Source organism: Pseudomonas sp. NFR09, from assembly GCF_900111535.1.
GTDB classification, from domain to species: Bacteria; Pseudomonadota; Gammaproteobacteria; order Pseudomonadales; family Pseudomonadaceae; genus Aquipseudomonas; species Aquipseudomonas extremorientalis.
In genome coordinates this window covers 56,641-83,370 of the sequence record NZ_FOIH01000015.1, presented here as the reverse complement: position 1 = coordinate 83,370, position 26,730 = coordinate 56,641, and the positions used below count along the sequence as shown (strand labels likewise).

The following is a 26,730-nucleotide window of genomic DNA, read 5'->3' as shown; positions in this document are numbered from 1 at the left end:
TTCAGGACTTCAGGTTTTTCACACTGGCAAATGTTGCCTCGCCCCGCGCCTGCTCCAATACATTCATTGGTGCGGGCGCCGGCAATGTGTGCAACGCTGGCTTGAGCATGATGGACCGCTCGCTGTCCGTGACGGAACGCTCGTCACTGGGGGGCACGCCGAAGTACTCGCGATAGCATTTGGAGAAATGCGGCGTGGACACAAAGCCGCAGAGCACGGCCAATTCGACGATTGAAATGGGTGTCTGCTTGAGCAACTGCCGCGCGCGGATCAGCCGCAGCCGCAGGTAGTAGCGCGAGGGCGAACAGTGCAGGTACTTCTGGAACATGCGCTCAAGCTGGCGACGCGACAGCGCGACATACGCCGCCAGTTCATCCAGGTTGATCGGCTCTTCCAGGTTGGCCTCCATCAATGCCACGACTTCCTGCAGCTTGGGCTGCTGGGTGCCGAGCATGTGCTTGAGCGGTACGCGCTGGTGGTCCTGCTCGTTGCGGATGCGCTCGTAGACAAACATGTCCGAGATGGCCGCCGACAATTCGTGCCCGTGCTCACGGCCGATCAGGTGCAGCATCATGTCCAGGGGCGCCGTGCCGCCTGAACTGGTGAGCCGGTCGCGGTCGAGGGTGAACAGGCTGGAACTGACGGTCACCCGTGGAAACGCCTCCTGCATCGCCGCCAACCATTCCCAATGCACGCTGCATTCATACCCGTCGAGCAAGCCAGCCCGCGCCAACACAACGCTGCCGGTGCAAATCCCACCCAGTCGCTTGGCATAACGCGCCTGGCTGCGCAGCCACTTGACCAGTTCGCCGGTCACGGTGCCCTGGATGCCGATGCCGCCGCACACCATCACAATGTCGGCGGGCGGCACGCTGAGGATCGAACCGTCGGGCGTGATCGGCACACCGTCACTGGCCCACACCGGGTTGCCGTCCGGGCTTGCCGTGTGCCACTTGTAAAGCTCCTGGCCCGACAACTGGTTGGCCATGCGCAACGGCTCGACCGCTGCCGCCAGCGACATCAGGGTGAACTGGTCCAGCAGCAGGAAAACAATACTGCCGACCGGGCGGCCACTCATGATTGCGAAACTGCGGCCACCGGTTTTTGCGTGGGTTCCGGGTGCCGGGCGGTGAGCAAGCCGATCAAGGAAATCATCAGGGCCAGGACGAGGGTCGAAGAGACTTCGAAACGGTGTTCGGGCGTGACCAGCATCACCGTCAAGGCCGCGCAGATGAACGCGATGACCAGCCAGGTCAGCCACGGAAACAGCCACATCTGGAAGCTCAGCGTGACCTTGCGCTGGCGCAGGGTCTTGCGCATGCGCAACTGCGAAACCGCGATCACCAGGTACACCAGCAAGGCGATGGCCCCCGAACTGGCCAGCAGGAACTGGAACAGCCCGGCCGGCATGAAGTAGCTGAGCAGGGTCACGCCCGCGCCCAGGATGGTGCTGGCGATCACCGCCGCCCTCGGCACACTCGCCGCCGAGGTCTTTTTCATCAGTGCGGGTGCATCTCCACGCTTGCCGAGGGAAAACAGCATGCGCGAGGCAATGTAGATCGAAGAGTTCATGCAACTGGCCACGGCGATCAGTACCACCCCATCCACCAACAGCTTGGCGTGGGGAATGTTCATCAATTCCAGTGCACGCTGATAAGAGCCGACCGAGGCCAGCAACGGGTCATCCCATGGCACCACGGAGATCACCACGAAGATTGACAGCAGGTAGAACACCCCGATGCGCCACATCACCGAGCGCGTGGCCCGGGCGATGTTCTGCACCGGGTTGCTGGACTCGGCCGCCGCAATGGTGACGGCCTCCGTGCCGATAAAACTGAACATGATGGTGATAAAGGCGCCGACCACCGCCGACAGCCCGTTGGGCGCAAACCCGCCATGGTCCTGCATCAACTGGCCAAGCCCACTGGCCTCGCGTTCCGGCACCCAGCCCATCAGCACCGCAAAGCCCACGCCGATAAAACCGATGATCGCGATCACCTTGGCCATGGCGAACCAGAACTCGAACTCGCCGTACTTGGACACGCTGAACAGGTTGGTGACCACCAACAAAAAGATCGACAACAAGGCAAACAGCCAAGCGTCGATCTGCGGGAACCACTGGTTGAGGATATGCCCGGCGGCCAGGGCCTCGATGGGGATCACCAGCACCCAGAACCACCAGTACAGCCAGCCGATGGTAAAGCCGGCCCAGCGGCCGATGGCTTGGTCGGCGTAGGTCGAGAATGAGCCGGTGTCCGGGTTGGCCACCGCCATCTCCCCCAGCATGCGCATGACCAGCACCACCAGCAGGCCGGAAAACAGATAGGCCAGCAGCACCGCCGGCCCCGCCGCCGCAATCGCATGCCCGGACCCGACAAACAACCCCGCGCCGATAATCCCCGCAATGGAAAGCATGGTGACATGGCGCGGCTTGAAGCCTTGCGCCAACTGGCCGTTCGAGTCGTTGGAATTGAGGCTATTCATTGTTTTTGTTGTTCTCGGTGACCGGCGTGAGGACTGACTGGAGGGTCAGGCGATCGTCATTTTTGAATGATGGGTCACCTTACGCGGGCTGACTGGCGCGAAAATAGCCTGAAAACGGCGGGGGTTGGTCTGATATCGACATAAGACCTTATCTGGCTATGGAATCGGAATCTGACTACTTAACGGATCACCGGTTACGCACGGACATACGCGGGCACCCTCCTCAAAATCGATCCCTCACTGATAGGTAGGGATGTGCGTACCCGAATCGGGACCCGCAGACGCTGAACCAATGCCCTGACTGTCGCTTTGTCCAATTGCTTTTATATACATATAAAATATGCATAATGAGAACTTTCAGGATTCAATACGACAAAGCAAAAAGCATCACTAATCAGCAAAAGCACAAGGGCGTGAGCCTTGCCGATGCAGAACCGGTGTTTTACGACGAGACCGCTCTAACCATACAAGACAATGATCACGACGAAGAGCGTTGGATAATCATGGGTACGGACGCAAAGGGACGCGTATTGGTAGTGGCCTACACCTACCGCGATCCAAATTTTGTACGGATTATCAGTGCCAGGCGCGCATCCAAAAATGAACGGCGCCAGTACTTGGAGGCTTGAACCATGAAAGACGAATACGACTTCAGCTCCGGCAAGCGCGGTGCAGTCGCCAGCAACAAAGGCAAAACCCGAATCACTATCATGCTGGATGATGCGGTGATTGCAGCCGCCCGCGAGCGAGCGGAAAATGCAGGTACCGGTTATCAAACCGTGATCAACAACCTACTGCGCCAAGTGTTGGTTTCCCAAGACGCGCATAACCTCGGATCCGCACTGACGAGAAAAGCCAAAACCCTGCAAGTCATCAAGGAGGGAATCAGCCTTTGCGAAGTCGAAGCGCTGGAACAGCAGCTGATCGCGCTCGCCGGAGAGTTGAATCGAGTATTAGTCACACCAAAACCGACCAAACCAAAGGCTAAACCCACTCCGCTGAGGTAATCACTTGCCTACACGCTCGATAAACATCCGCCAGGCCACGCCCGACGACGTGCACGCCCTGATCGAACTGGATGCTTACGCCACGGCCCATACCCACCGCCGCGTATTCATCCATGATGCGGTGGTTCGCCAACACTGCCTCGTCGCCGTCGATAGCGCTGGCCGGTGTGTGGGATACCTGGTGCTGACCCATGATTTTTTCGATCATGGCTTCGTGGCACTGGTGGTTGTGTCGCCGGTTTATCAGCACCAAGGTGTTGCGCTGCGGTTGCTGACGGCGGCACAAGCAGCGTGCAAGACGCCCAAGCTGTTTACTTCAACCAATGCGTCGAACACCGCCGCCCAGGCGCTGTTTGCAAAGGCCGGGTTCGTGCCGAGCGGGCACATCGAAAACCTTGACGATCACGACCCTGAGCGGGTGTATGTGAAATTCATCCACCCCCTGTGAGTGCTGGCCTCATCAGCTCCACGCCGCCTCCATCGAACCTCCCGCAAACATCCACCCCCCTCGCGCACACTGGCACCTCCTGAAACCGCAAAAACGCTTCAGAGGTGCCCATGTTCCGAACCCTTGCGGCGAGTGTCCTGCTGATGTCCGCGCCCCTGGCTATAGCCACCCCGCTCACGGACGAACAACGCTCGGCCATCGACCGCTATGTCAACGCAGAAATAACCCGTCAGCAGTTGCCGGGCCTGGCCCTCGGTATCTTCCGAAACGGCCAGGCCGTGCTCGCCAAGGGCTATGGCCTGGCGAATGTGGAACTCAACGTGCCCATGAGCGCCGACAGCGTGTTGCAGTCCGGCTCGGTGGGTAAATCCTTTACCGCAACGGCCGTCATGATGCTGGTGGAGCAAGGCAAGGTCGGCCTGGACGACAGCATCCGCCAGTACTTCCCCGAGGCGCCGGCAAGTTGGGCGCCGATCACGGTCGCCCATCTGTTGTCCCACACGTCCGGCTTGTCGGCCTACGACACGCCAGCGCTGCAAAAGCCTGGTGGCCCATTGGATATACGCCGCGACTTCACCGAAGCGCAGCTGGCCAAGGCGATTGCCAAGCTGCCGCTGGACTTCAAGGCCGGGCAGAACTGGGCCTACGAAAACACCAATTTCGTGCTGCTCGGCATCCTGATCCAGCGTGTCAGCGGGATACCTTATGGCGAGTTTCTCCAGCAGCGTATCTTCACACCGCTGGGCATGCGCTCGACACGGGTCATCTCGGACCTCGCGATTGTGCCCAACCGGGCGTCGGGCTACGAAAGGGTCGACGGTGAGCTGAGGAACCAGGAATGGGTGTCGCCAACCTTCAATGCCACGGCCGACGGCACGCTCTATTTCAGCGTCCGCGACCTGGAGCGCTGGGACCGCGCCCTCTACGATGAAACCCTGCTGACACAAGCCTCGCTGCAACGGATGTGGACGCCCTACCCCTACGCCGGCAAACAACGGGCGCAAGGCTACGGGTTCGGCTGGGAAATCCGCACAGTCAACGGCCACCCCGTGATCGAGCACGGCGGCTCCTGGCAAGGCTTTACCTCGTCCATCTCGCGCTACCTCGACGACCGGTTGACGGTGGTGGTGCTGACCAACCTGGATGCCGAACACAGCTACCCGGAAGTCATCGGACGTGGCGTAGCCGGCCTGATCGAACCCGGATTGAAGTGATCAGGGCCAACAAAAAATGCCGCTCTCCATCATTCCTCCACAAAACCTCCCCTGAATGCGCACGTTCGTTGCGCACAATGGCTTTCATCAGAGTGCCCGGTCGACCGGGTTCACACGGAGAACGGCATGATTCCAGCCCTGTACGTCGTAAAAACCGGCTTGTCGGCGCAGGACACGCAGCTGACGACAATTTCCAACAACCTGGCGAACGTCTCGACCACCGGTTTCAAACGTGATCGCGCCGAGTTCCAGGACTTGCTCTACCAGATCAAGCGCCAGCCGGGCGCGCAGTCGACACAGGACAGTGCGCTGCCGTCGGGGTTGCAACTGGGCACCGGCGTACAGATCGTCGGCACCCAGAAAAACTTCAGCGCCGGCAGCCTGCAAACCACCGGGCAACCGCTGGACCTGGCGGTGAACGGGCGCGGTTTTTTCCAGGTGTTGCAGCCGGACGGCACTACCGGCTATACCCGCGACGGCACCTTTCACCTGAATGCCAATGGCCAGGTGGTGACGGCCAGCGGCTTTGCACTGGAACCGGCCATCGTGGTGCCGGATAACGCCAAGACCTTTACCGTGGGCCAGGATGGCACGGTGTCGATCACCGTGGCCGGCAACCCCGCTGCGCAAGTGATCGGCAACCTGCAAACCGCCGACTTCATCAACCCCGCCGGCTTGCAGGCAATCGGCAACAACCTGTTCCTGGAAACCGCCTCCAGCGGCGCGCCCCAGGTCGGCACGCCGGGGCTCAACGGGTTTGGCACCACCCTGCAACGGTCCCTGGAGACCTCCAACGTGAGCACCGTTGAAGAGATGGTCAACATGATCACCACGCAACGGGCCTATGAAATGAACTCCAAAGTGATTTCCACCGCCAACCAGATGTTGGGCGCCCTCACCCAGAAGCTATGATCAACACTTGCAAGCGTGGCCAGGGAGCGGCAAACACGACAAGGCTTATTCACCGAGCAGACTATGAACGATTTTCCCGTTGCATCCTCGCCCCTTCCGAACAGCGTCCGAGACACCCAGGCGCTGATCCTGATCGCCGAAGACGAGCCCGAGATCGCCGACATCCTGATTGCCTATCTCAAGCGCAGCGGCTTTCGTACCGCCCACGCCCTCGACGGCCGGCGCGCCCTGGAATTGCACCAGGCCCTCAAGCCCGACCTGATGCTGCTGGATGTACTGATGCCCCAGGTCGATGGCTGGAAAGTCCTGGCCGAGGTGCGTCATCGCGGCAATACGCCGGTGATCATGCTGACCGCCCAGGACCAGGACATGGACAAGCTGATGGGCCTGCGCATCGGTGCCGACGACTATATCGTCAAGCCGTTCAACCCGGCCGAGGTGGTGGCGCGTACCCAGGCCGTGCTGCGACGCTCCATCGCCTACAAATATGCCGCCGGCGCCAATGTGTTGCGGGTCGAAGGTTTTGAAATCGACATCGAAAGCCATCAGGTCACGGTGAATATCGAGGGCAAGGTCCTGCCGCTGCTGCTGACCGTCACCGAATTCAAACTGCTCGCGCAATTGGCCCGGGCTCCGAAACGCGTGTTCAGCCGCGCCGAATTGCTGGCGCTGTGCTCACCGGAAAGCGACAGCCTGGAACGCACGGTCGACAGCCATATCAGCAAGTTGCGCCGCAAGATCGAAGACCTGGGGCTGCAAGGCGTGCCGGCGAGCATTCGCGGCGTGGGCTACCGGTTCGGGAGTGGCGTGTGAAGAAGCTCAATGGCTTGAGCCGCCAGATCATTGCCGCCATGTCGGCGGTGGTGCTCTGCGTGATCGCCCTGGCCGTGATCGGCTCCTACGTGTTTTATGCGCTGTTATGGACCTATTGGCCGCTCTCGGACGAGCAGGCCGATGCCTGGCTGCCGGCCAATGTCGAGTGGGCGTGGATGGCCTTGACCACCTGCGCCAGCCTGGCGGTGGGTGCCTTCGTGGCCACGCGGCTGTCGCGGCGGATCCTGATGCCGCTGAACTCGGTGGCCGAGAACCTGCGCAAACTGGCGGATGGCGACCTCGATGTGCAAGCCGTCGCCGCTGACCAGTCCATCGGCGAAGCGGCGATCCTGGTGGATGATTTCAACAGCATGGCCCAGCGCTTGAAGCGCATGGCACAGGAGCAGGCATTCTGGAATGCGGCGATTGCCCATGAACTGCGCACGCCGCTGACCATCCTGCGCGGCCGCCTGCAAGGCTTGGCCGAGGGTGTATTCGAACCGGACACGGCGCAGTTCTACAGCCTGCTCGGTCAGGTCGAAGGGCTGGCGCGGATGATCGAGGACCTGCGGGTAGTCGGCCTGGGCGACAGCGGCTACCTCGAACTCAATGTGCAGGACGCCGACCTGGCCGCCGGCATTGAAGAGGATGTGCGGCTGTTCGAACCGAGCCTGGTCGCCGCCGGTTTTACCCTGCAACTGGACCTGCAACGCCGGACCCTGCGCTGCGACCCCGCCCGGATACGCCAGGCCCTGCTGGCCCTGCTCGACAACGTGCGTCGGCACGCCACGCCCGGCAACGTCAACGTGCACCTGAGCACCCGCGATGGCATGCATTACCTGAGGGTACGCGACGACGGCCCCGGCATCGATGAGGACCTGGCCACGCACCTGTTCGATGCCTTCCAGCGCGGCGAAAACTCACGTTCCCGCGCCCAGGGCGGCAGCGGCCTGGGCCTGGCGGTGGTGCGCGCGATTGCCCTCGCCCACGGCGGTGCGGTGACGTGCCGGAAAATGGAAAACGGCGGAACGCTGTTTGAACTCAGTTGGAATCTTTAAGTAACCCAGGCCCCACCATGCGCATCTTTTCCATGATGTTCAGAACAACCCGGCGCTATCGATGCTTTGTCTTATTGGACGCCGAGGGTACGTGCGTTGCATTCAAAAGCTGTGCAGCACTGCCCGGAAACGGGCACTGGATCGAAGTTGAATGCATCAACTTGTCGTGGCTGGGCAACCCCTTTCCCAGCCGCGCCCGGATAGCTCAGCGAGCGTGAGAAATGAATTCGTCCTTATCACCCCTTGAAGAGTCGTTGAAACTGCACACTGCCCGGCTGAAACGGCTGCAGCGTTACTGGGTGCCGTTGCAACAGCGCGCGCCCAAATGGGTATTGGCGCTATGGATCATCGGCGTAGCCGTGTCGCTGGCGACTCAATGCTGGTGCCATTGGTTCGTGACCGCGCCGCTGATCTGTGCGTTGATCATCGCGGAAATCGTGATCGACGAGGCGCAGATGACCCTGCTGTTGCGCACCGATGCCGTGCGCGATTTATTGAATACAGCCCGTGGTCGCTGCTGCTGAGCCTGCTCACCACAGCACGTCCACTCAGCACACAGCCTGAACATTCCCTCAAACCGCGTGTTGTCCACCGTGCTCCCGCGCGCCTGCATCATTTGGAGAACATCAGCAGGTCGAAATTAAAATGTACATGCATGTCGAGATTTGTTGACGTATATGTACATTTATCCTAATTTCAAATCGCCAAGCCTGATGATGCCCACGACGGAGCACACTCTGATGTCCAGCGATCCCCTGCTGCAGCCCTATAAGATCAAGCACCTGACCCTGCGCAATCGGATCATGACCACGGCCCACGAACCGGCCTACCCGGTGGACGGCATGCCGCAGGCGCTGTACCGCGCCTACCACGTCGAACGCGCCAAGGCTGGCGTGGCCTTGACCATGACCGCAGGCTCCGCCGCGGTGTCGCGGGACAGCCCGCCGGTGTTCAACAATGTGCTGGCGTACAAGGATGAAGTGGTCGGCTGGCTGAAGGATTTGACCGACGAGTGCCACGAACATGGCGCGGCGGTGATGATCCAGTTGACGCACCTGGGCCGTCGCACACGCTGGGACAAGGCCGACTGGCTGCCGGTGGTGTCGCCTTCGCACCGGCGCGAGGCCTCGCACCGCTCCTTCCCGAAGAAGCTGGAAGACTGGGACATCGAGCGAATCATCAAAGACTACGTCGACGCGGCCGAGCGCATGCAGGCCGCCGGGCTGGATGGCCTGGAGCTGCAAGCCTACGGGCATTTGATGGACCAATTCTGGTCGCCGCTCACCAACGCGTTGGATGGCCCGTACGGCGGCCCGCTGGAAAACCGCATGCGCTTTACCTTCGATGTCCTGCGCGGCATTCGCCAGCGGGTCGGTGAAGACTTCCTGCTGGGCGTGCGCTACACCGGCGACGAGGCGCTGCCGGGCGGGTTCAATGCCAGCGAAGGTTTGCAGGTGTCGCACCTGCTCAAGGACAGCGGCCTGGTGGACTTCCTCAACGTGGTGCGCGGGCATATCGATACGGATGCGGGCCTCACCGATGTGATCCCGATCCAGGGCATGCGCAACTCGCCGCACCTGGAGTTTGCCGGTGAGATCCGTGCGTCTACCGGGTTCCCCACCTTCCATGCGGCAAAAATCCCCGATGTCGCCACGGCGCGCTACGCCATCACATCAGGCAAGGTGGACATGGTCGGCATGACCCGCGCCCACATGACCGACCCGCATATCGTGCGCAAGATCATCGAGCGGCGTGAAGAAGACATTCGGCCCTGCGTCGGCGCCAATTACTGCCTGGACCGCATCTACCAGGGCGGTGCGGCGTACTGCATCCAAAACCCCGCCACCGGTCGCGAAACCAGCATGCCCCATGACATTCCCAAGGCAGCGGTGCCGCGCAAAGTGCTGATTGTCGGCACGGGACCTGCCGGGCTGGAAGCGGCGCGGGTCGCCGGTGAGCGCGGGCATGATGTAACGGTGCTGGAAGCGGCGGACCGGCCCGGTGGGCAGATCCGCCTGACCGCCCTGAGCGAGCGGCGCCGCGAAATGATCGGCATCATCGACTGGCGCATGAGCCAGTGCGAACGCCTGGGTGTCAAGTTCCACTTCAACACCTGGGCCGAGGCCGAGGCCGTGCTGGCGCTGGAGCCGGATGTGGTGATCGTGGCGACCGGCGGCCTGCCGCATACCGAGGTGCTGGCCCAGGGCAATGAGTTGGTGGTGTCGACCTGGGACATCATTTCCGGCGACGTCAAGCCGGGGCGCCATGTGCTGATCTTCGACGACGCCGGTGACCACGCCGCCCTGCAAGCGGCCGAGGTGATTGCGCAGAGTGGTGCCAGCGTGGAAATCGTCACGCCGGACCGCTCGTTCGCGCCGGAAGTCATGGCCATGAACCTGGTGCCCTACATGCGCAGCCTGCAGGACCTGGACGTGACCTTTACCGTGACCTATCGGGTCGAAACGGTGGAGAAACGCGACGGTCGGCTGCTGGTCACTTTCGGCAGTGACTACGGCGCGGTGCACAAGCAGCGGGTGGTGGACCAGGTGGTGGTCAACCACGGCACCCTGCCCCTGGATGACCTGTACTTCGACCTGCGGGGGCATTCCAGCAACGGCGGCGCGGTCGAGCAGCACGACTTGATCGCCGGCAACGCGCAGCACCTGGTGACCAACCCCGAGGGCCGCTTCCAACTGTTCCGCATCGGCGATGCGGTGGCCGCACGCAACACCCATGCGGCGATCTACGACGCGCTGCGGTTGGTCAAGGATCTCTAAAGCGGCTCGAACACCCCCGGTGCGGTCTCGGCGTAGCCAAACGCCCCAAAGAAGCGGTCCAGTTCGCGCCGCTTCAAGGCCTTGCCGGTGAACACGCTGACGTACTGAGGAATGCGCCGGAAGCGCACCACCACGTCCTCGCTGGTGTTCATCGAGATGTAGCCGATCTGCGTCAGGTAGATGGTCCGCGCGCGCACATCGGCAGCCTCCTCATCGTAGCCAAAGCGCCGGAACATGCCGGTCAGGGCGTTGATACGGGTGTCATCGGCCAGGGCGATTTCCGCGCTGACTTCTGCCGACTGCATGGCCCAACTGCGCACGGCAAATTCGAACTGCGAGTCGAACAGCTCCGGGTTCAGCCAGCATTCAAAGACGTTGAGAATCGCCTCGGAAATGCTTTCGGCGTAACGCTCGCACTGGAACACCAGGTTGCCGGTGTTCTTGTCGCGCCAGCGGGCCAGCAAGGCGGCGAGCAGTTGCTCGCGGTCCTCGAAAAACCAATAGAAACTGGTACGCGACAAGCCCAGCTGCTTGGCCAGCGGCATCACGCGCACGGCGTCGATGCCGGACTCTTTCAACGCCGCGTAGGCGGCGTCCAGCCACACATCGACCGAGCCTCGCCAGCCCGTGTCCTGGTTCTTGCCTCTCGGTTTTGCCGATTGAGCCATCGGGGGGGTCACCTTTGCCTGGGAAATGCCGGTCACTTTACACGCCCCCTTCCCTGCGTGCAGTTCGTCGGTAAAACCGCACAAAGAAAAAATCCAGACTACTGTACATACATACAGCAACGTAGTTGAGGATGAGCATCATGAATGAAGATTTGAAGCAGGCAGGTTCTACCACCACCGCACAGCCGACCACCTCATTCGAGCAGGCTAAGACCGGTCGAGCACTGGATTTCACCTGGGCGCCTGACGCCAACACGACGAACACCATCGTCTCGGCGGATTGTGTCGACTATCGGGTCGATACCTCCCGGGGCAGCCCCGCCGGTGACAGCCACTCCATTGCACGGCTGACCTACGTCCAGGGGAATGGGGGTGGCCAGATCGGCACGCTGTTTCTCGAAGAGGTGCGTGCGGGCGTAGGCGCCAATACCCAGATAGGGCTGATGGTAGGACGCAAATGGGCAATGGACGCCGACACAGCGAATACCGGCAGCATCGGCACCTACGTCGTGGAACAGTTCGATGACATGCGTGCCAGCGTCAACTACGTCGGGGCCTTCGCCCGTGTCTTCGCCGACCCCAGGATGGTCAGTTATCACGCCGGGGGCCATGTACACACCAATATCTCGATCACCGGCAGCAGGGCCCTGAGCATGGCGGATTCAGGCAAGTCGATTCTGGTCCTGAGCAACACGGACGTGACCCTGACGCTGGGTGATGATGTGACGGAAGGGTTCAGGGCCACGTTGATCCAGGCGGCGGCAGGCAAGATCAACATCGTCGCATCGGGCGACCACACGCTCTACAGTAATGCGGGAAGCCGTACACGCACGCTGAGCCCCCTGGATGAGCTGGAGCTCAGCACGTTTCCAGGCGGCCCGGTGTTCCTGGCCTTCCGGGTGAGGCCGGCAGCCTGAGGTAGCAGGCCAGGCCCCGGGCATTCGGCAGCAAGCAGCCTTGAAGATCAACGCGGCCAACGAGTTCCCTAGGAACACTCAGGCGCAAGTTCCCTGAGGAATGCCCAAACCAATGCGTTGAACACCTCGCCCTGGTCGTCATGCACATAGTGACTCGCGTCGGCCACCTCCACGGTCCGAATATGCGGGTTGCTCGCGGTCATTGCTTCCAATGTTGCTGCCGGCAGGAAGTCCGAGCGGCCGCCGCGAATAAACAGGGTCGGGCAATCCAATGCACGCACCGCCGGCCACAAATCCGTCGGCTCGATGCTCAGGCGCGCCTGGGCAATCCCCTGCTGATCATGGCGCCAGGTGATCCCTGCGTCGTTTTCTTTCATCGAATGCGCCAGCCTGGAGTTCAGGCCCTGCTCCGACAGACCGGGGCGTGACGCCTGCCAGAACGCACGGGCCAGCTCCCAGTTCTCGAACTGCAACGGTGTCTGGCTCATCTCGCGACGGATGCGCGCAGCGCCATCGCCCTGGCTTGAAGAACCAGGGCCGATGTCTTCAATCATCAGCCCCATCAGCCGACCAGGGTGCTGCCGCGCATATTCAAGGGCGTTGGCGCCGCCCAATGAATGCCCCAGCAAGACAAACCGCTGCAAGCCCACATGGGCGACGAAGTCAGCGAGGTCTTCGACATAGGACTGCGTGTGGTAGGTGTCGGGCGCGGCCCAATCACTCAGGCCCCGCCCGCGTTGGTCCAGGGCATAGATGCAATAGCCTGCGCCCAGGGACTGCACCAGCGAATCCCAGGTTTGCGCATAAGCGCGCAAGCCATGCAGCAGCACCAGCGGCAGGCCACCCGGCTTGCCCCAGTGCAAAAAATGCAGGCGCAGGCCGCAACGGTTGGTGAAGAAACAACTGTCAGCAAGCATCGGTGTGTTCCTCTAGAAACGATCGAAGCGATAAGGGCTTGGGTCGATGATCGGTGTATGCCCGCTGACCAGGTCTGCCGCGAGATGACCCGCTGCAGGGGACGTACCAAAGCCATGCCCGGAGAAACCCGTGGCCACGGTCAGCCCGGGGATCTGCGCAACCGGCCCGATCACCGGGTTCGAATCCGGCGTGACATCAATCGTACCGGCCCAGGCCTGGGCGATGCGCGCCTGCTCGAACACCGGCCAGGCGGCGATGAGGTTGTTCATCGCATCGCCGTTCAGCCGTGGGTTGGCCGGAGGGTCCTGCACCCGGACGCGCTCGAACGGGCTCACACTGCTGGAGTGCCAACGCCGTGCAAGCTTCAGATCGTGCAGGAACGGCTTGCCCAGCGATACATCGAGCACATGGCGCTGCGCCCGGAACTGCGGCATGTACTGCTTGGCGAGCAACAGGTGATCAAGGGTCAGGAAGGCGTCCAGCTTGCCGCGCTGGGTGACGATGAAACCGCCGTCCTTGTGCTTGCGGAACGAAAAGTCCGGCGCGCCGACGGCAATCTGCGTCGGCCCTTCCATGGGGTGGGTGCGCAGTACCGAGCAGGTCAACGGCAGGGTCGGCAACGACACCCCCAGGTTACCCAGGAAGCGCCGCGACCACATGCCACCCGCCAGCAATACGTGGTCGCAGCGGATTTCACCTCGCTCGGTGACCACGCCACTCACGGCCCCGGCAGACATTTGCAACGTACGCACCGCACACTGCTCGACAATCACCACGCCCAGCGCCATGGCCGCCTTGGCGATGGCGCTGCTGGCCAGGGTCGGTTCGGCGCGGGCGTCAGACGGCGTAAAGATGCCACCCGCCCAATCGCCCACGCCGCCGGGCACCAACCCATCGATCTCACGCTTGCTGAGCAGCCGTGAATCCAGGGACAGATGCTCCACGGACTTGAGCCAGCCTTCATGCATCGCCATCTGCGCCGGGGTGCGGCCGACAAACATAATGCCTTCCTGGCGATAGCCGACATCCGCGCCAACCCGCTCGGGCATCTTGGCCCATAACCGGTCGGCCGCGAGGGCCAGGGGAATATCGGCGGCGTGGCGGCTGGTCTTGCGTACCCAGCCCAGGTTGCGCGACGACTGCTCGGCGGCGATGCGGCCTTTTTCCAGCACCACCACCGCGATGTTGCGTTCGGCCAGGGTCAATGCCGCCGTCAAGCCAATAATTCCGCCACCAATGATGACAACGCTGGTGGCGGCAGGAAACGCGGCGGATGTGTTCACAGGCGCAATAGTCGGTGCCATGATCAAGACTCGCTGATGGGCAAATAGGAGCAACCGCTGGCGGTCACTGCGACAGACGAATGACTTCGACCTGCGCCTTGGAGGCGTTGCGATAGGCCGTCACTTCCAGCTCCACCTTGTAGACCGTCGACCCCAGTGGCGGGCACGTGACGGTGCTGGCCGGGTCGACGCCGCGAAACTTCTCGCCGATCAGGCCCATCACCGCCGGCACGTCCTTGGGGTCCTGGATGAACACCCGCGAACACACCACATCGGCCAGGCTTGCATCCACCGCCGCCAGGGCGGTTTCGATGTTGGCGAAGACCTGGTGGGCCTGCTCCAGGACGTCTTCCGGGATCAGTTTGGTCTGTGGGTTGCGACCTGCGGTGTTGGACACGTAGATCCAGTTGTCGACGACCACCAGGCGCGAATAGCTGGCCTGGTCTTCGAACGGCGAGCCGGTCTTGAGCTTGATGATGTTTGTCATGTCGAATGCCTCGTCAGAATAGGGGTTGAGTGACTTAACGCAGTACCGGGGTTTCCCACAGGTTCAGGCTGACGCCGATGCCTCGCCTGATCGCATTGCGGTACACCACCGTGCCCCAGGCCACGTCTTCCACGGGCATGCCGCCGACCGACATGATGATGATTTCCTCATCGGTCCTGCGGCCAGGGGCGGCGCCGGCGATGATCTTGCCGATGTCCTCGACGTCTTCCAGGCGCAAGGTGCCTTCGGCAATCATGTCCATGAAGCGCACGCCAATCACCGGCACGCAGTGATGCGCAGGCTTGGGCAACTCTTCAAACCAGGCCTGGTAAAGACCGGTGTTATCCAGCACCTTGCGCACGTCCGCCTGCTCCATGCCTTCATCGAGCGAGCAGGCCGCCGGCATCGCCAGAAATGCGCCCGGCTTGACCCATTCACGCCGCACAATTGGGTAGTTCGAGGGGTCGCCCGTTTCGCCGGAGCTACAATAAGTAACAAGGTCCGAATCGCGGACCACCTCTTCCAGGGTGTCCACCACCTTTATCGTGGTGATTTGCGGATAGGTCGCTTCAACCCACGCAATAAAATCGGTCAGGCTCTTCTGGCCACGGCCTTTGATTTTCAGCGTATCGATGTGCGGGCAGACCGCGATGAACGCCGCCAAGGTGGTCTTGCCCATCACGCCCGGCCCCAGCAGGCCCACGACTTTCGAGTCCTTGCGCGCCAGGTGGCGTGCGCCCACACCGGGAATGGCCCCGGTGCGATACGCCGACAGCAGGTTGGCCGACATGTGTGCCAACGGCGCACCGGTGTCGGGATCATTCAGGGTGAACATCAGGATCGAGCGCGGCAGACCCTTTTCGCGGTTGGCGATATTGGAGCCGTACCACTTCACGCCAGCGGTGCAGAAGCTGCCGCCCAGGTAGGCCGGCATGGCCATCATGCGCCGGTCGGCCGTGGGCTTGGGCATGTTCGGGAACGGCGAATCCTTGGGGAAAATCACCATCGCACCATGGGAATCATTGTTCGGCCCGGCCATGCGGTAGTCGCCGGCGTACAGCAGGCTGAACATCTCTTCCATGGTATTCACGCACGCCAGCATGTCGGTCACGCCCGCGCGGATCATGTCCGGCTCGGAGAGGTAGATAAAGTCGATTTTTGTAGTCGTAGACATAGTTATTCTCGGGTCGAAGGTGATACCGCTGCGGTAGGCGCAGCGCCACGCTGTCGAGGTCGAGTATCGAGGGCACGGGGCCGGGTCGTATTGTAGTTTTCGGACACGCCAGGCCTTGTGTTACCGCCAGAGTTGGCGCGAATCCTGCGTGAAAAATCGCGCCTCTGAGCCTCTCGACAGTGCACCTATGATCTCGACTCCACGGCACCACACGGCAAACGAACAACCCTGGTTCGTTCTCAATTCGTCACGGTATTCGGTCATGCCCTCCGACCACCCGGCGATCTCGCACTTCTATGCGTTCGATGCGGCTCAATCGACTCAGGTACTGGCCGTTCCGGATGGGTGCGTGGACATCGTCTTCGACTGTGATGCCGTGCGTCCGAGCGCCAAGATCTGCGGGACGCCGCTCGCCGCCAAGGCGGTCGAATTGAACCCGAACCACCATTACTTCGGCGTGCGTTTTTCACCCGGCGTCATTCCCGGTTTCATCAATGTGCTGGCGGAAGAATTGACCGAGCGGGAGCTCGACTTGCTGGAGGTTTCGACGTTTGCCCGGCGCATCTTCGACAACATCGTGCAGGCGCCGCAGTTGAGCGAGCAAATGCGCCTGTTCAATGATTATCTTGCACCCCGCCTGATGGGCAAGGCATCACCGCTGACCGCCCTGGTCATTCAACAAGCCATGCGACATCGCGGGTCTATTCGCATCCACCAGCTTGAAGACCTCAGCGGCTACACCAGCCGCACGCTGCACCGCCAGTTCAGCCAGGATACCGGCATGTCGCCCAAGGCCTTTTGCCGGATCATCCGCTGCCAGGCCGCCCTGGACACCCTCAATACCTGCCGGGACGTGTCGTTCTCGGCGTTGGCGCTCGACCTGGGTTTTGCCGACCAGTCGCACTTCCTGCGCGACTTCAAGCAACTGGTCAGCACCACGCCCTGCGACTACCAGCGCAAAATGCTGCAGAACGCCTACGCCGAGCGGATCAGCTACGCCTGAGAAAGGGCGCCCTAGCGGGTCGCCCTGAGGGTTTCGGAGGGTGACTCGCCAAACAGTTCCCGGTAATGCCCGGCAAAATGGCTCAGATGAAAAAAGCCCATCGCCACGGCAATTTCGCCAACGTTCTGGGAGCAGGCAGAGGTGCTGTTCAAGCGGCGGCGCACGGCATTCAGACGCAGGTTGCGCAAGTATTCGACCGGGCGCATGCCGGTCACGGCCTGGAAACTGTTCTGCAGGGTGCGCCGACTGACCCGCAGGTGTTCGCACAGATCAAGAATGCTCAGGGGCGTGTCGCCACTGGCGTCGATCAACTCCTGGCAACGCTTGACCAGGTAAGCACTGACAGTGACATTGCCACGCCGGCAACGCACCTCATCGGTGGCGTTGCTGAACAGATCGAGGAAGGCGTTGAGCAATTCGTCTTCAAGCATTTTTTCAGCCGCTGGGCTGACCGCCTCGGACTGTTCCACCAGGTGACAGAACAGGGGATGGATACGCTGGCGAATGCGCAAGAGTAACGCATCGTCCACGCTCAACTGAGAAGTGGTCTTCAGCCGCTTGAGCTGCTCGTTGGACAATTCGAAGGCCGCCAGTTTGGCGAAGCGCACCGCGTCGATATTGAACGCAAAAAAGTGCGTGCCCTCGGGCGCATGCAACACAAACTCCTCGCCATCGCGCAACAGCACCACGCTGTGGGTGCCCACCTGTTGGCCTTGCACCACCGGCGTGGGGCCCAGCGACATGGCTGCGCACAGCCGCCCTTTCGGGGCGTAACCGCGCTGGACCACGCGTTTGTCCAACACCTCCTGGAACACCTGGAAGCGATCGGCGGACAATTGCCGCAGCTCACTCGTCAGGCAACCACGGCCAAGCTGGTCATACACTTGGCGCCAGCCGTGGATAGACCCGGCGTGTTGTTGAGGGTCATTGAAGGTTCGCGCTTCAGCGAGCATGGTTGTCGTTCCTCGGTGGCCTGGTGTCTTCATCGACCTGAAAGGGACGCTGTCATCCTTGACCGCACGTGGGTTTACACCGGCACGGTGTCAGCGGTGAAAACCAAAGCCAGTTCCGTGCCAAACATCTGCAGGCGATAGGTGGTCGGCTGGATGCTCATGGGCGCCAGCAACGCCCCGGACAGCACGACCTGTCCCGCCTCCACCGGTTGACCGTCGGCCAGCAGGCGCCGGATCAGCCAGCACAGGTTGGCCAGCGGTGTGTCTTCGCGCTCCAGGGTATTGCCGTCGCCGTACAGCGCACCGGCGCACTCCAGGCGGTAGGTTGCATTGAGGTGCAGGGCTGGATCAAACGGCGTCCGTGGCCCGATGCAATAAAGCCCCGCCGCGGCGTTGTCGGCCAGGAACGCGCCGGCGCCAAAGGTCCAGGCTTGCCAGCGGCAGTCGGCGATTTCGAAGGCAGGCGCGACGTCACGGATGGCCGCCAGGATGTCCTCGTCGCTGTAGTCACCGGGCGCCAGGGTGCGCCCGATGACCACCGCCACTTCAATCTCCAGCTTGGGCTGGATCAACCGTGACAGGGCCACCGTCGTGCCCGGCTTGACGCTCATGTTCTCGGTCAACGCGCCGTACACCGGCTGATCGAGGCCAAAACGCTGTTGCGCGGCGCTGCCGGCGAAGGCGATCTTCCACCCGCTCAGGCGCTCGCCGGCCGCCAGGCGGGCGTCCAGCCCCAGGCGTTGCAGCGCGTAACCGGAATACGGATCCAGCGTCTCGGCGGGCAGCGGCGGCAGGGCCTGCCGGGTCAGGGTGGCCTGGTGCAAGCGGTTGAGCAGTTCGTTGTTGTGGCTCATGACAGTTGCTCCGCCAGTTTGCGCAGTACCCCATCCAGTCGCTCGGGCGTGGTGATCGCGGCGACAAAACGGTCCGGCCGCACCACTACGATGCAATCGCGCACCTTGGAGAACCACTCGCCCAGGCGGTTATCCACGTCTTCCACGCTGATGGCGTCCATCGCCGTCAACGGCTGGTGACGGCCCAGGCCGCTGCGCGAACGATTGACCTGGATGAAGCGTGTGTCCCAGCGCGCCCAGAATGTCGCCATCTCGTCACTGAGTTGCTCGCGCGGGTTGACCCGGTAACCCAACACCGCATAGGAATGCCCCAACACGTCATCCAGGCGCCGACGCTGACCCTTGGCGTCTTCGATATAGGGCTGCACAAACAGCTGGCCGACCAGGTCGTCCTCACGCAGTTCGGCACGTTCGTGATAGACCAGGCCCTTGGTGATGGTGGCCTTGGGTTTGAACTTGAACTCCAACAGGTGCGAGCGCAGGTTGTCGACGCTGTTCACTGCCTGGAACAACCAGTCGCGCACGCCGGCCATCAAGGGGTTGGTCAAGCCCAATACCGCGCCCATGTTGTCGGCCAGCGCCACCAGCTCGGTGGCGTGCCCGCGACGCTCTTGGTCGTAGCTCACGAGAATCCCATGGGCGGCACGCCCCTGGATGATCGCCGCGAGTTTCCAGGCCACGTTGGCCACGTCGCGCAGTCCGGAGTTGAGCCCTTGCCCGGCCCAGGGCGGCGAGATGTGCGCCGCATCGCCCACCAGCGCCACGCGGCCCTGGACAAAGCGCGCCGCGACCCGTGAATGGTGGGTGTAGGCGCGGATACGGATGATGTCCAACTGGTCGACCGCATCGCCGATATGCCCACGGATCAGGTCGCGGATGGTGCTTTCGTCGCACATCTTCGCCTCGTCCTCGCCCTCCATCAGCATGAACTCCCAACGCCGCTGCTGGTAAGGCAAATAGATGCACACGAACGGTCGCTGCGGGTCGGCATGCAAGGCAGTGTAAGGCGCGTCCAGCGTGTCATTGGCGGTGTCGACCACCACCCACTTGCGCGCATGGGTCAGCCCCAGCAACTCGACCCCGAGTTTTTTACGCACGGTGGAGCGGCCGCCGTCGGCACCGATCACATAATCGGCGCGCAATTCATAGACCTCGCCCCGGGCATCGCGCACCTGCAAGGTCACGCCCTCGCCGTCCTGCTCCAATTCGAGCATTTCGTGGCCTTGGCGCAACTCGACGCCGGCATGCCGGCCGAGGGTTTCGCGCAGCGTGCCTTCGAGCAACTGCTGCATGAAGATGTTGCGCATCGGCCAGCCGTAGTGGGCGGTGCTCGGCTTGACCTCGGCGAAACACACGCCACGTGCGTTGTAATAGCGCAACGGCACGTCGCAGATCATGTCCCGCGCGGCCAGTTCGGCAACGCCGATGCCCTGCAACACCCGCAGCGCTTCATCGTCCATGCCCACCGCACGCGGGTAAGGCAGGATGCAATCAGCCAGTTCAAGGACGACGCAGTCGACACCGTACATCCCCATATAGTGTGCGGCCGTGATCCCATTGGGACCGCCGCCGACAATGACAACTTGGGTCTTCTCCTGCTTCATCGCTCATCACCGCTTTCTTGTTGTGGTTGTAATCCGGTACAGCTCAAGGCGCACGCCTGCTGTCAGTGCAGCCCATCCAGGCCTTTGACGTCTTTAGCCTGCAGGCCGCCCAGGCGCGCATGCAAGCGTCCACGCGTAGCGAAGGCCCAGATGATCACGACCTCGTCGGGCGCAGGCCCGTCGCCAAACATCAGCGATATGCTGTCGTAGTGGGAACGGACGTACAGGGCATCCTTGTGCGCCAGCGGTACGTCGATGGTCGACCCCGGCCCGCCACGCTTGCCGGTGGACGGTACCCAGGATTTGCCGCCGCCCAGCGCGACGCGGATCGGGTCGGCTGCCGGGTTGGTCAGGAATGCGTTACCGTGCTCGTACTCGCCCTCGCTGCCCACCAGGATCGCCTTGCCATAGCTGACAATCTCACGGGCACCGGCCAGTGCCTGGATGCGCCGGCCAAACTCTTCGCCCAGCAGCGGCGAAGGGTCGACCAGTTCGGCGAGCGACTCGCTGTAGCGACCGGCATAAGGGTTGGCGATCACGGCGGCAATCGCATATTTGAACAGTGGCTCGCCATCGGCCAGTTGGCCGGTTTCGTTGGCCAGGGTTTCTTCGACAAAGCTGTACCATTTGCGGATGTGATAGCTAGCAAAATTCGCGGTTTTCATCGGGGTTGCCTCAAAGTGGGTCCAGTGGGTCCAGGTTGAAATGTCGGCTCGGTGCGCCAGCGGCCTTGAACCGGGCCTTGCCGCGCGCATCGTCATGCTCGGTCTCGAGGAAGAATTCCATGCGGTTGCCGTCGGGGTCGTTGAAGTACACGCCATGGCCGATTTCGTGGTCGGTGATCTTGACCACCTCGACACCCTTGCCCAGCAACATGCCGTAGAGCTGGCGCAGGGTGGTCATGTCTCCGTCGATTTCCAGGCCGTAGTGTTGCAACCCCAGCCCACCCTGATGGGCGCCAGGGTCGGCGCGGATCAAGGCGATGTCGTGGTGCTTGCCGCCAAACGCCATCATGACCCAGCTCTCGCCCCGGGCACTTTCGTGCATGCCCAGGATGTCGGCGTACCAGCGCGCCGACACGTCCGGGTCACTGACCCAGAGCGATAAGTGAGTACGCAGGATCTCGACTTTCATGGCGATATACCTCAGTGCTTCTTGACGATGGATTGATGCCCGGCCTTGATCTGCGCCACGGCCGGCGTCCACAGCACATCGGCGATCTCGCTGAAGTCGCGCCACTGTTTCTGCCAGCCGTCACCGCCGTTGTCGGAGGTGAACAGATGCCCGTACTTGGTGCCCGCCACGATCTGCCGGGGGTTGGCCGGGTTGAAGGCAATCGCCCACACGCAGGAATTGGGCTGCTGGGAAAGCGGCAGCACTTCCCAGCTGAGCGCCGCATCGCGGGACACCAGGATCTTGCTGGTGGTGCCCGGCGTGCCATCGGAAATGCTCAGGTACAGGTCGCTTTGCGAGCCCAACGGCGCGTTCATGGCGCGGATGTAATACAGGCCGAAGGCTTCGCGGCCGATGATGCCAGTCCAGGTCAGCCCTTCGTCCAGGCTGCGGTAGACCGCGTTGACGCAGACCACCACGATGACTTTCTGGCCATGGTTGGGCAGTACCAGGATGTTGTGCACGTCCGAGTTGAACTCCCACAACAGGCGGTCATCGACGCGGGTCCAGCTGTCGCCGCCGTCGCGGGAGTGGAACAACCCACCCTCTTCAAGGCCGAACCACAGCTGGTCGGGGTCGGTCGGGTCGTAGGCAAACGCCAGCAGGCGTGGGCGACTGACGCCGTCGCAAAACTCCGGAATTTCCACCGGTGCCCGATCCCAGCTCAGCCCACCGTCCAGGGTGCGCCACAACACAGCGCGGGAAGGTGCACCGGTGCCGACGAAAATCCGTTGTGCGTTCCGTGGGTCCACCGCAACTTTCCACACCGTCTGCCCGTTGAACGGCGAATCGACGCGCTGCCAATGGCCGCCGGTGTCACGGCTGACGCACAAGCCCACGTCGGTGCCGGCATAAATCACCTCGGGCGCGTCGGGGTGCAGGCTCAGTGAGCGAGTGATCGCATCGAATTCCAGGTCCTGCCCCAGGCCCAGGCGATGCCAGGTACGGCCATCGTCGGCACTGCGGATCACCGCTTGCCCGACGGTGGCCACCAAAAGGGTTCCGTTACTCATCACAGATGCTCCTCAGATATAGATACCACGGGTCAAACCGCCGTCGATGCCGATGGACTCGCCGGTCACCGCGCCGGCCTTGGGCGACGCCAGGAAACCAATCAGCCAGCCCATTTCAATCGGGGCGAGGGTGCGGCGAATCGGCGTCGCGTCGATGTAAGCCTGCTCGACCTGCTCCGCGGTCTTGCCTTGCTTGACTGCTTCGCGGTCATACAGCTCCTGGATATGCGGGGTATCCACAACGCCTGGGTGAATCAGGTTGACCGTGATGCCCGAGGGGCCAAGCTGGTCGGACAGAGTCTTGGTCATGTGGGCGATGGCCAGGTTGCGCATGCCCGACAGCACCTTGCTACTGCGTCCGGTGAGGCCACCGATGTTGATGATGCGACCGAAGCCGGCGGCCTTCATGTGCGGGGTCACGGCCTTGGCGCAACGGAAGTAGCCGATCACTTTGGTGTTGAGGTCCGACAGCAGCTCATCGTCACCGGCGTGTTCGATGTCATTGCGCACTACGCCAGACGGCGCAGCGGCACCGTTGACCAGGATGTCGATGCGGCCGAAGTGCTTGTAGGCGGCTTCGACCATTTCCGACACGGCGGACATCTCATTGGTGTCGCAGAACAGCGGCAGCACTTCGTTGCCGGTCTGGGCGCTGATCTCTTCGGCGGCCAGTTGCAGGAACGCCATGCGGCGCGCGCAGATCACCACCTTGCAGCCTTCTTCGGAGAGAAAACGTGCGACTTCCTTGCCGATGCCCATGCCGCCACCGGTAACGATGGCCACGCGGCCTTTCAATTCCAGATCCATAACAATTACCTCGTGTGATTATTCAGTTCAGGCCAGATCGACAAACACGCTTTTGGTCTCGGTGTAGGCATCGATCACGTTCTTACCCATTTCCCGGCCCCAGCCGGATTGCTTGTAGCCGCCGAATGGCGAGGCCGCATCGACCACGTTCCAGCAGTTGACCCACACCGAGCCCGCCTTGAGTTGCGCCGCCACGCGGTGTGCCGAGCGCAGGTCGCGGGTCCACAGGCCGGCCGCAAGGCCATAGGGCGAATCGTTGGCGCGCAGCACCAGGTCATCGATTTCGGTCCAGCTCATTACCGTCAGCACCGGGCCGAAGATTTCTTCGCGGGCGACGCAGGCCGCCTCGGCGCGATCCAGGAACACACTGGGCGCAATGAAGTGGCCACGCTCCAGGTGGGCCGGACGCCCGCCACCGCAGATCAGTTCGGCGCCCTCTTCCTGGCCGCGTTGCAGGTAGCCCTTGACCGTCGCCAGCTGGCGCCCGGAAACCAGCGGGCCCATGCTGCTGGCCGGGTCCAGGCCATTGCCGAGGACATGGGCGGCGGCGTGCCGTTCGAGTTCTTCGAGGACCTGGTCCAGCACGCTGGCGTGCACGTACAACCGCGAAGCGGCGGTGCACACCTGGCCCTGGTTGTAGAAAATGCCATCGGCGGCGCCTTTGGCGGCGCGCACGATATCGGCGTCGGGCAGGATGATGTTCGGCGACTTGCCGCCCAGTTCCAGCGAGACCTTTTTCATGTTGCGCGTGGCCGCTTGCGCGATCAGCCGGCCGACCTGGGTCGAGCCGGTAAAGGCGATCTTGTCCACATCGGGATGCTCCGCCAGCGGCGCACCGGTTTCGGCGCCAAGGCCGGTGACCAGGTTGACCACGCCGGCCGGGAACCCCGCCGCCTCGATCAACTGCACCAGGCGGATCGCAACCAGCGGCGTTTGTTCGGCAGGCTTGAGCACCGCGACGCAACCGGTGGCCAGCGCCGGGCCGAGCTTCCACACGCACATGTTCAGCGGGAAGTTCCACGGCACGATCAGCGCGCAGACCCCCACCGGTTCACGCAGGGTGTAGTTGAGCATCGGCGCGCCGCTGGCCGGTGAAACGGGCAAGGTGCTGCCTTCGATCTTGGTCGGCCAGCCGGCGAAGTAACGCAGGATGGTGGCGGCGCTGGCCGCTTCACCGCGCGCTGCAGCAATCGGCTTGCCGTTTTCCAGGGTGATCAGCTGCGCCAGTTCTTCGCGGTGCTGGTCCAACAGGTCCGCCAGGCGGAACAGCAGCAGGCCGCGCTGGGCCGGTGACTGCAACGACCAGGCGCCGTTGAACGCCGAACGCGCGGCGGCAACGGCGGCGTCCACGTCCCGTGCACCGCCCTGGGCCACTTCGGTCAGGGTGTCTTCGGTGGCCGGGTTTTCCACCGCAAAACGGCGGCCATCGGCAGCATCCTGCCAACTGCCACCGATAAACAGGCGCCCCGGCTGGGACAGAAAAGCCTGGACGGCGGGTAGTACTTCAAACAGCTTCATGGTCGACTCCTTCACAGCGCCATTTCGATCAGGCAAGGCCCGCCGTCGGCATTTGCATTGGCCAGCGCCCGTTGCAGTTCGGCATTGGTGTGCACCGTGCTGGCTGGCACGCCGTAGCCTTTGGCCAGGGCTTTCCAGTCAATGCGCGGGCTGTCGAGCACCGTCAGCTTCAGGGCTTCGGGTCCCAGTTCGGTCATGCCGAAACGACGCAACTCGTTCTGCAGAATCGCGTAGCGGTGGTTGGCGGCAATCAGGATCACCACTGGCAGTTGCTCGCGGGCAATGCTCCACAGGGTTTGAATGGTGTACTGGGCACTGCCGTCCGATTGCAGGCAGTACACGCGGTTGCCGCGCTCGGCCAGGGCGGCGCCGAAGCCCACCGGGATACCCTGGCCGATCGCGCCACCGGTGTTGGTCAGTACCCGGTGCCGAGCGGCGCGGGCCGAAGCAGTGAAGAACGGATAGCCGCAGGTGCCGCCTTCCACGGAGACAATGCTGTCGTCCGGCAGGGCGGCAGCCAGCAACTGGCCCACCGACTGTGGGGTCAGCTCGGCGTGACCGGGCGGCAGTTCGATGCCCTGGGGCGTCGGCACATAAGCGGGTGCATCCAGGGCGTCGGCCAATGCCGTCAGCGCGCCGGCCACATCGTCACCGACATCGGCCAACGCCAGCAGGCGCTCACGTTCGGCCAGGCGCGACGGGATGCCTTCGTAGCCGAAGTAGCTGATGGGCTCCGGCACGCCGGCGCACACCACCAGGTCGTATTGTTCGAGGATTTCAATCGCCACTTCCGGGAAGTACGGCAGGCGGTCCAGGTCCGGCAGGCCACCGCCACGGTAGCTCAGGCGTGGAAAGGTCTCGGCGAACAGACGCACGCCCGGCAGTTGCGCCAGGCGCCCCGCCGCTTCCAGGCCGGCAACCGACAAGCCTTCGTCGCCGACGATAAACACCAGGCGCAGGCCGTCACGCAGGGCCTTGGCCACGCTCTCGATGCGGTCGCCGGCAAAGCGCCGGACCGGCGGGCGGATCGGGGCGAATACACCGCTGTGGGTCACGGCATGGGCTTGCAGGTCCATGGGCAGGATCAAACTGGCGATCTGCCCCTTGGCCTGCCAGGCCGCGCGCATGGCTTCCTGCAGATCCTCGCCCACCCCCGACGCCGTGCGCGAGGTGCGCACCCAGCCGGAGACCGCGCCTGCCAGGGCCTGGATGTCACTGGCCAGCGGCGGGTCGTAGTTGACGTGCCAGGAGGCGTGATCGCCGATCACGTTGACGATGGGAGTGTTGGCGCGCCGTGCGTTGTGCAGGTTGGCGATGCCGTTGGCGAACCCGGGCCCCAGATGGGTCAGGGTCATGGCCGGTTTGCCGGCAATCCGGCCATAGCCGTCCGCCGCGCCGGTGCAGACCCCTTCAAACAACGACAACACCGGCTTGAGTGCAGGTGCGCTGGCCATCGCCGCCACCAATGGAATTTCGGTGGTTCCGGGATTGGCGAAGCAGTACTCGATACCGCTTGCCGCAGCCGCATTCACTATCAGTTGCGCACCATTCATTTTCAGCCCTCTTGCTTGAGCGTTTGCAGTGATGAGATTTATCACACACAAAAAATCAATCAACAAGCATTTTATTTTGATCTGTCTCATTT

27 protein-coding genes are annotated in these 26,730 nt (G+C 62.6%); 11 read left to right on the top strand and 16 right to left on the bottom strand.

All coding sequences use genetic code 11. The features are described from left to right. Position 1 precedes the first annotated feature (1 nt). Complete coding sequence (locus BMX59_RS27180; RefSeq protein WP_092246113.1) at positions 2–1,078, bottom strand: choline metabolism transcriptional regulator GbdR; 1,077 nt, start codon at positions 1,076–1,078, stop codon at positions 2–4. Beyond that, a complete protein-coding gene (gene gabP, locus BMX59_RS27175; RefSeq protein ID WP_093127948.1) occupies positions 1,075–2,484 on the bottom strand; it encodes a GABA permease in 1,410 nt (469 codons plus the stop codon). The genes BMX59_RS27180 and gabP overlap by 4 nt, the downstream gene beginning before the upstream one ends. Positions 2,485–2,831: 347 nt before the next feature. Here gabP and BMX59_RS27170 point away from each other — a divergent pair, with 347 nt between their 5' ends. From BMX59_RS27170 to BMX59_RS27125, 9 genes are all read left to right on the top strand, one after another. Beyond that, the gene (locus BMX59_RS27170; RefSeq protein WP_058427065.1) at positions 2,832–3,113 is read left to right on the top strand and encodes a BrnT family toxin; all 282 of its coding nucleotides are present in this window, start codon (positions 2,832–2,834) and stop codon (positions 3,111–3,113) included. A 3-nt stretch (positions 3,114–3,116) separates the two neighbouring features. Next, positions 3,117–3,491, top strand: a complete 375-nt coding sequence (locus BMX59_RS27165) for a BrnA antitoxin family protein (protein ID WP_058427066.1) — start codon at positions 3,117–3,119, stop codon at positions 3,489–3,491. Positions 3,492–3,495: 4 nt separating this feature from the next. Then, positions 3,496–3,939, top strand: a complete 444-nt coding sequence (locus tag BMX59_RS27160) for a GNAT family N-acetyltransferase (RefSeq protein ID WP_093127945.1) — start codon at positions 3,496–3,498, stop codon at positions 3,937–3,939. 110 nt (positions 3,940–4,049) lie between these two features. Then, on the top strand, positions 4,050–5,153 hold the full coding sequence (locus BMX59_RS27155) for a serine hydrolase domain-containing protein (protein WP_093127942.1): 1,104 nt from the start codon (positions 4,050–4,052) through the stop codon (positions 5,151–5,153). Between the two features lie 126 nt (positions 5,154–5,279). After that, positions 5,280–6,065: a flagellar basal-body rod protein FlgG gene (gene flgG / locus BMX59_RS27150; protein WP_093127937.1), complete on the top strand. Its 786-nt coding sequence runs from the start codon at positions 5,280–5,282 to the stop codon at positions 6,063–6,065. 63 nt (positions 6,066–6,128) lie between these two features. After that, positions 6,129–6,878 (top strand): response regulator, encoded by a 750-nt coding sequence (locus BMX59_RS27145; protein WP_093127933.1) that lies wholly within the window; start codon positions 6,129–6,131, stop codon positions 6,876–6,878. Continuing rightward, positions 6,875–7,936 (top strand): ATP-binding protein, encoded by a 1,062-nt coding sequence (locus BMX59_RS27140; protein ID WP_093127930.1) that lies wholly within the window; start codon positions 6,875–6,877, stop codon positions 7,934–7,936. The genes BMX59_RS27145 and BMX59_RS27140 overlap by 4 nt, the downstream gene beginning before the upstream one ends. A gap of 221 nt (positions 7,937–8,157) precedes the next feature. Continuing rightward, a complete protein-coding gene (locus BMX59_RS27130; protein ID WP_092246136.1) occupies positions 8,158–8,460 on the top strand; it encodes a hypothetical protein in 303 nt (100 codons plus the stop codon). 216 nt (positions 8,461–8,676) lie between these two features. Continuing rightward, on the top strand, positions 8,677–10,713 hold the full coding sequence (locus BMX59_RS27125) for an NADH:flavin oxidoreductase (RefSeq protein WP_093127923.1): 2,037 nt from the start codon (positions 8,677–8,679) through the stop codon (positions 10,711–10,713). Here the strand turns inward: BMX59_RS27125 and BMX59_RS27120 are convergent. Beyond that, entirely contained in the window at positions 10,710–11,381 is a 672-nt protein-coding gene (locus BMX59_RS27120) for a TetR/AcrR family transcriptional regulator (RefSeq protein ID WP_093127919.1), read from the bottom strand. The genes BMX59_RS27125 and BMX59_RS27120 overlap by 4 nt on opposite strands. Before the next feature lie 140 nt (positions 11,382–11,521). Between BMX59_RS27120 and BMX59_RS27115 the strand changes: the two genes are divergently transcribed. Then, complete coding sequence (locus BMX59_RS27115) at positions 11,522–12,298, top strand: hypothetical protein (protein ID WP_175486719.1); 777 nt, start codon at positions 11,522–11,524, stop codon at positions 12,296–12,298. Positions 12,299–12,366: 68 nt separating this feature from the next. On the opposite strand, the gene BMX59_RS27110 is transcribed toward BMX59_RS27115, so the two are convergent. The 4 genes from BMX59_RS27110 to BMX59_RS27095 are packed head-to-tail and all read right to left on the bottom strand — an operon-like array spanning position 12,367 to position 16,160. Further along, complete coding sequence (locus BMX59_RS27110; protein ID WP_093127910.1) at positions 12,367–13,215, bottom strand: alpha/beta fold hydrolase; 849 nt, start codon at positions 13,213–13,215, stop codon at positions 12,367–12,369. A gap of 12 nt (positions 13,216–13,227) precedes the next feature. Then, the gene (locus BMX59_RS27105; RefSeq protein WP_092246149.1) at positions 13,228–14,520 is read right to left on the bottom strand and encodes an NAD(P)/FAD-dependent oxidoreductase; all 1,293 of its coding nucleotides are present in this window, start codon (positions 14,518–14,520) and stop codon (positions 13,228–13,230) included. Between the two features lie 43 nt (positions 14,521–14,563). After that, complete coding sequence (locus BMX59_RS27100; RefSeq protein WP_092246152.1) at positions 14,564–14,986, bottom strand: RidA family protein; 423 nt, start codon at positions 14,984–14,986, stop codon at positions 14,564–14,566. A gap of 34 nt (positions 14,987–15,020) precedes the next feature. After that, on the bottom strand, positions 15,021–16,160 hold the full coding sequence (locus BMX59_RS27095) for an ornithine cyclodeaminase family protein (protein WP_092246154.1): 1,140 nt from the start codon (positions 16,158–16,160) through the stop codon (positions 15,021–15,023). Between the two features lie 187 nt (positions 16,161–16,347). Here BMX59_RS27095 and BMX59_RS27090 point away from each other — a divergent pair, with 187 nt between their 5' ends. Next, positions 16,348–17,163, top strand: a complete 816-nt coding sequence (locus BMX59_RS27090) for a helix-turn-helix domain-containing protein (protein WP_071491526.1) — start codon at positions 16,348–16,350, stop codon at positions 17,161–17,163. Between the two features lie 11 nt (positions 17,164–17,174). Here BMX59_RS27090 and BMX59_RS27085 read toward each other — a convergent pair whose 3' ends face one another. The 9 genes from BMX59_RS27085 to BMX59_RS27045 all read right to left on the bottom strand — a co-directional run bounded on the left by BMX59_RS27085 (position 17,175) and on the right by BMX59_RS27045 (position 26,638). Then, the gene (locus BMX59_RS27085; protein ID WP_093127901.1) at positions 17,175–18,116 is read right to left on the bottom strand and encodes a helix-turn-helix domain-containing protein; all 942 of its coding nucleotides are present in this window, start codon (positions 18,114–18,116) and stop codon (positions 17,175–17,177) included. 74 nt (positions 18,117–18,190) lie between these two features. Beyond that, on the bottom strand, positions 18,191–18,970 hold the full coding sequence (locus BMX59_RS27080; protein ID WP_093127896.1) for a 2-keto-4-pentenoate hydratase: 780 nt from the start codon (positions 18,968–18,970) through the stop codon (positions 18,191–18,193). After that, positions 18,967–20,574, bottom strand: a complete 1,608-nt coding sequence (locus BMX59_RS27075; RefSeq protein WP_093127892.1) for a bifunctional 3-(3-hydroxy-phenyl)propionate/3-hydroxycinnamic acid hydroxylase — start codon at positions 20,572–20,574, stop codon at positions 18,967–18,969. Before BMX59_RS27075 ends, BMX59_RS27080 begins: the two co-directional genes overlap by 4 nt. Positions 20,575–20,636: 62 nt before the next feature. Continuing rightward, a complete protein-coding gene (locus BMX59_RS27070; RefSeq protein ID WP_071491530.1) occupies positions 20,637–21,239 on the bottom strand; it encodes an amino acid synthesis family protein in 603 nt (200 codons plus the stop codon). A gap of 10 nt (positions 21,240–21,249) precedes the next feature. Further along, on the bottom strand, positions 21,250–21,708 hold the full coding sequence (locus BMX59_RS27065; RefSeq protein ID WP_071491531.1) for a VOC family protein: 459 nt from the start codon (positions 21,706–21,708) through the stop codon (positions 21,250–21,252). Between the two features lie 11 nt (positions 21,709–21,719). After that, the gene (locus BMX59_RS27060; RefSeq protein WP_071491532.1) at positions 21,720–22,760 is read right to left on the bottom strand and encodes a beta propeller repeat protein; all 1,041 of its coding nucleotides are present in this window, start codon (positions 22,758–22,760) and stop codon (positions 21,720–21,722) included. Between the two features lie 12 nt (positions 22,761–22,772). Beyond that, positions 22,773–23,567 (bottom strand): SDR family NAD(P)-dependent oxidoreductase, encoded by a 795-nt coding sequence (locus BMX59_RS27055; RefSeq protein WP_071491533.1) that lies wholly within the window; start codon positions 23,565–23,567, stop codon positions 22,773–22,775. A gap of 27 nt (positions 23,568–23,594) precedes the next feature. Further along, positions 23,595–25,085 carry an aldehyde dehydrogenase family protein gene (locus tag BMX59_RS27050; RefSeq protein WP_092246166.1) on the bottom strand — a complete coding sequence of 497 codons (1,491 nt, stop codon included), beginning with the start codon at positions 25,083–25,085 and terminating at the stop codon, positions 23,595–23,597. Between the two features lie 11 nt (positions 25,086–25,096). Next, positions 25,097–26,638, bottom strand: a complete 1,542-nt coding sequence (locus BMX59_RS27045; protein ID WP_093127886.1) for an acetolactate synthase large subunit — start codon at positions 26,636–26,638, stop codon at positions 25,097–25,099. Between the last annotated feature and the right edge of the window lie 92 nt (positions 26,639–26,730).

What these genes read in the sequence shown, in the direction of transcription:
- BMX59_RS27120 (WP_093127919.1), bottom strand. Translation starts at nt 11,381, where the DNA reads ATGGCTCAATCGGCAAAACCGAGAGGCAAGAACCAGGACACGGGCTGG.
- BMX59_RS27075 (WP_093127892.1), bottom strand. Translation starts at nt 20,574, where the DNA reads ATGAAGCAGGAGAAGACCCAAGTTGTCATTGTCGGCGGCGGTCCCAAT.
- BMX59_RS27155 (WP_093127942.1), top strand. Translation starts at nt 4,050, where the DNA reads ATGTTCCGAACCCTTGCGGCGAGTGTCCTGCTGATGTCCGCGCCCCTG.
- BMX59_RS27170 (WP_058427065.1), top strand. Translation starts at nt 2,832, where the DNA reads ATGAGAACTTTCAGGATTCAATACGACAAAGCAAAAAGCATCACTAAT.
- BMX59_RS27115 (WP_175486719.1), top strand. Translation starts at nt 11,522, where the DNA reads ATGAATGAAGATTTGAAGCAGGCAGGTTCTACCACCACCGCACAGCCG.
- BMX59_RS27145 (WP_093127933.1), top strand. Translation starts at nt 6,129, where the DNA reads ATGAACGATTTTCCCGTTGCATCCTCGCCCCTTCCGAACAGCGTCCGA.
- BMX59_RS27055 (WP_071491533.1), bottom strand. Translation starts at nt 23,567, where the DNA reads ATGGATCTGGAATTGAAAGGCCGCGTGGCCATCGTTACCGGTGGCGGC.
- BMX59_RS27100 (WP_092246152.1), bottom strand. Translation starts at nt 14,986, where the DNA reads ATGACAAACATCATCAAGCTCAAGACCGGCTCGCCGTTCGAAGACCAG.
- BMX59_RS27085 (WP_093127901.1), bottom strand. Translation starts at nt 18,116, where the DNA reads ATGCTCGCTGAAGCGCGAACCTTCAATGACCCTCAACAACACGCCGGG.
- BMX59_RS27110 (WP_093127910.1), bottom strand. Translation starts at nt 13,215, where the DNA reads ATGCTTGCTGACAGTTGTTTCTTCACCAACCGTTGCGGCCTGCGCCTG.
- BMX59_RS27125 (WP_093127923.1), top strand. Translation starts at nt 8,677, where the DNA reads ATGTCCAGCGATCCCCTGCTGCAGCCCTATAAGATCAAGCACCTGACC.
- BMX59_RS27060 (WP_071491532.1), bottom strand. Translation starts at nt 22,760, where the DNA reads ATGAGTAACGGAACCCTTTTGGTGGCCACCGTCGGGCAAGCGGTGATC.
- BMX59_RS27105 (WP_092246149.1), bottom strand. Translation starts at nt 14,520, where the DNA reads ATGGCACCGACTATTGCGCCTGTGAACACATCCGCCGCGTTTCCTGCC.
- BMX59_RS27045 (WP_093127886.1), bottom strand. Translation starts at nt 26,638, where the DNA reads ATGAATGGTGCGCAACTGATAGTGAATGCGGCTGCGGCAAGCGGTATC.
- BMX59_RS27180 (WP_092246113.1), bottom strand. Translation starts at nt 1,078, where the DNA reads ATGAGTGGCCGCCCGGTCGGCAGTATTGTTTTCCTGCTGCTGGACCAG.
- BMX59_RS27165 (WP_058427066.1), top strand. Translation starts at nt 3,117, where the DNA reads ATGAAAGACGAATACGACTTCAGCTCCGGCAAGCGCGGTGCAGTCGCC.
- BMX59_RS27050 (WP_092246166.1), bottom strand. Translation starts at nt 25,085, where the DNA reads ATGAAGCTGTTTGAAGTACTACCCGCCGTCCAGGCTTTTCTGTCCCAG.
- gabP (WP_093127948.1), bottom strand. Translation starts at nt 2,484, where the DNA reads ATGAATAGCCTCAATTCCAACGACTCGAACGGCCAGTTGGCGCAAGGC.
- BMX59_RS27065 (WP_071491531.1), bottom strand. Translation starts at nt 21,708, where the DNA reads ATGAAAGTCGAGATCCTGCGTACTCACTTATCGCTCTGGGTCAGTGAC.
- BMX59_RS27090 (WP_071491526.1), top strand. Translation starts at nt 16,348, where the DNA reads ATGATCTCGACTCCACGGCACCACACGGCAAACGAACAACCCTGGTTC.
- BMX59_RS27080 (WP_093127896.1), bottom strand. Translation starts at nt 18,970, where the DNA reads ATGAGCCACAACAACGAACTGCTCAACCGCTTGCACCAGGCCACCCTG.
- BMX59_RS27070 (WP_071491530.1), bottom strand. Translation starts at nt 21,239, where the DNA reads ATGAAAACCGCGAATTTTGCTAGCTATCACATCCGCAAATGGTACAGC.
- BMX59_RS27130 (WP_092246136.1), top strand. Translation starts at nt 8,158, where the DNA reads ATGAATTCGTCCTTATCACCCCTTGAAGAGTCGTTGAAACTGCACACT.
- flgG (WP_093127937.1), top strand. Translation starts at nt 5,280, where the DNA reads ATGATTCCAGCCCTGTACGTCGTAAAAACCGGCTTGTCGGCGCAGGAC.
- BMX59_RS27095 (WP_092246154.1), bottom strand. Translation starts at nt 16,160, where the DNA reads ATGTCTACGACTACAAAAATCGACTTTATCTACCTCTCCGAGCCGGAC.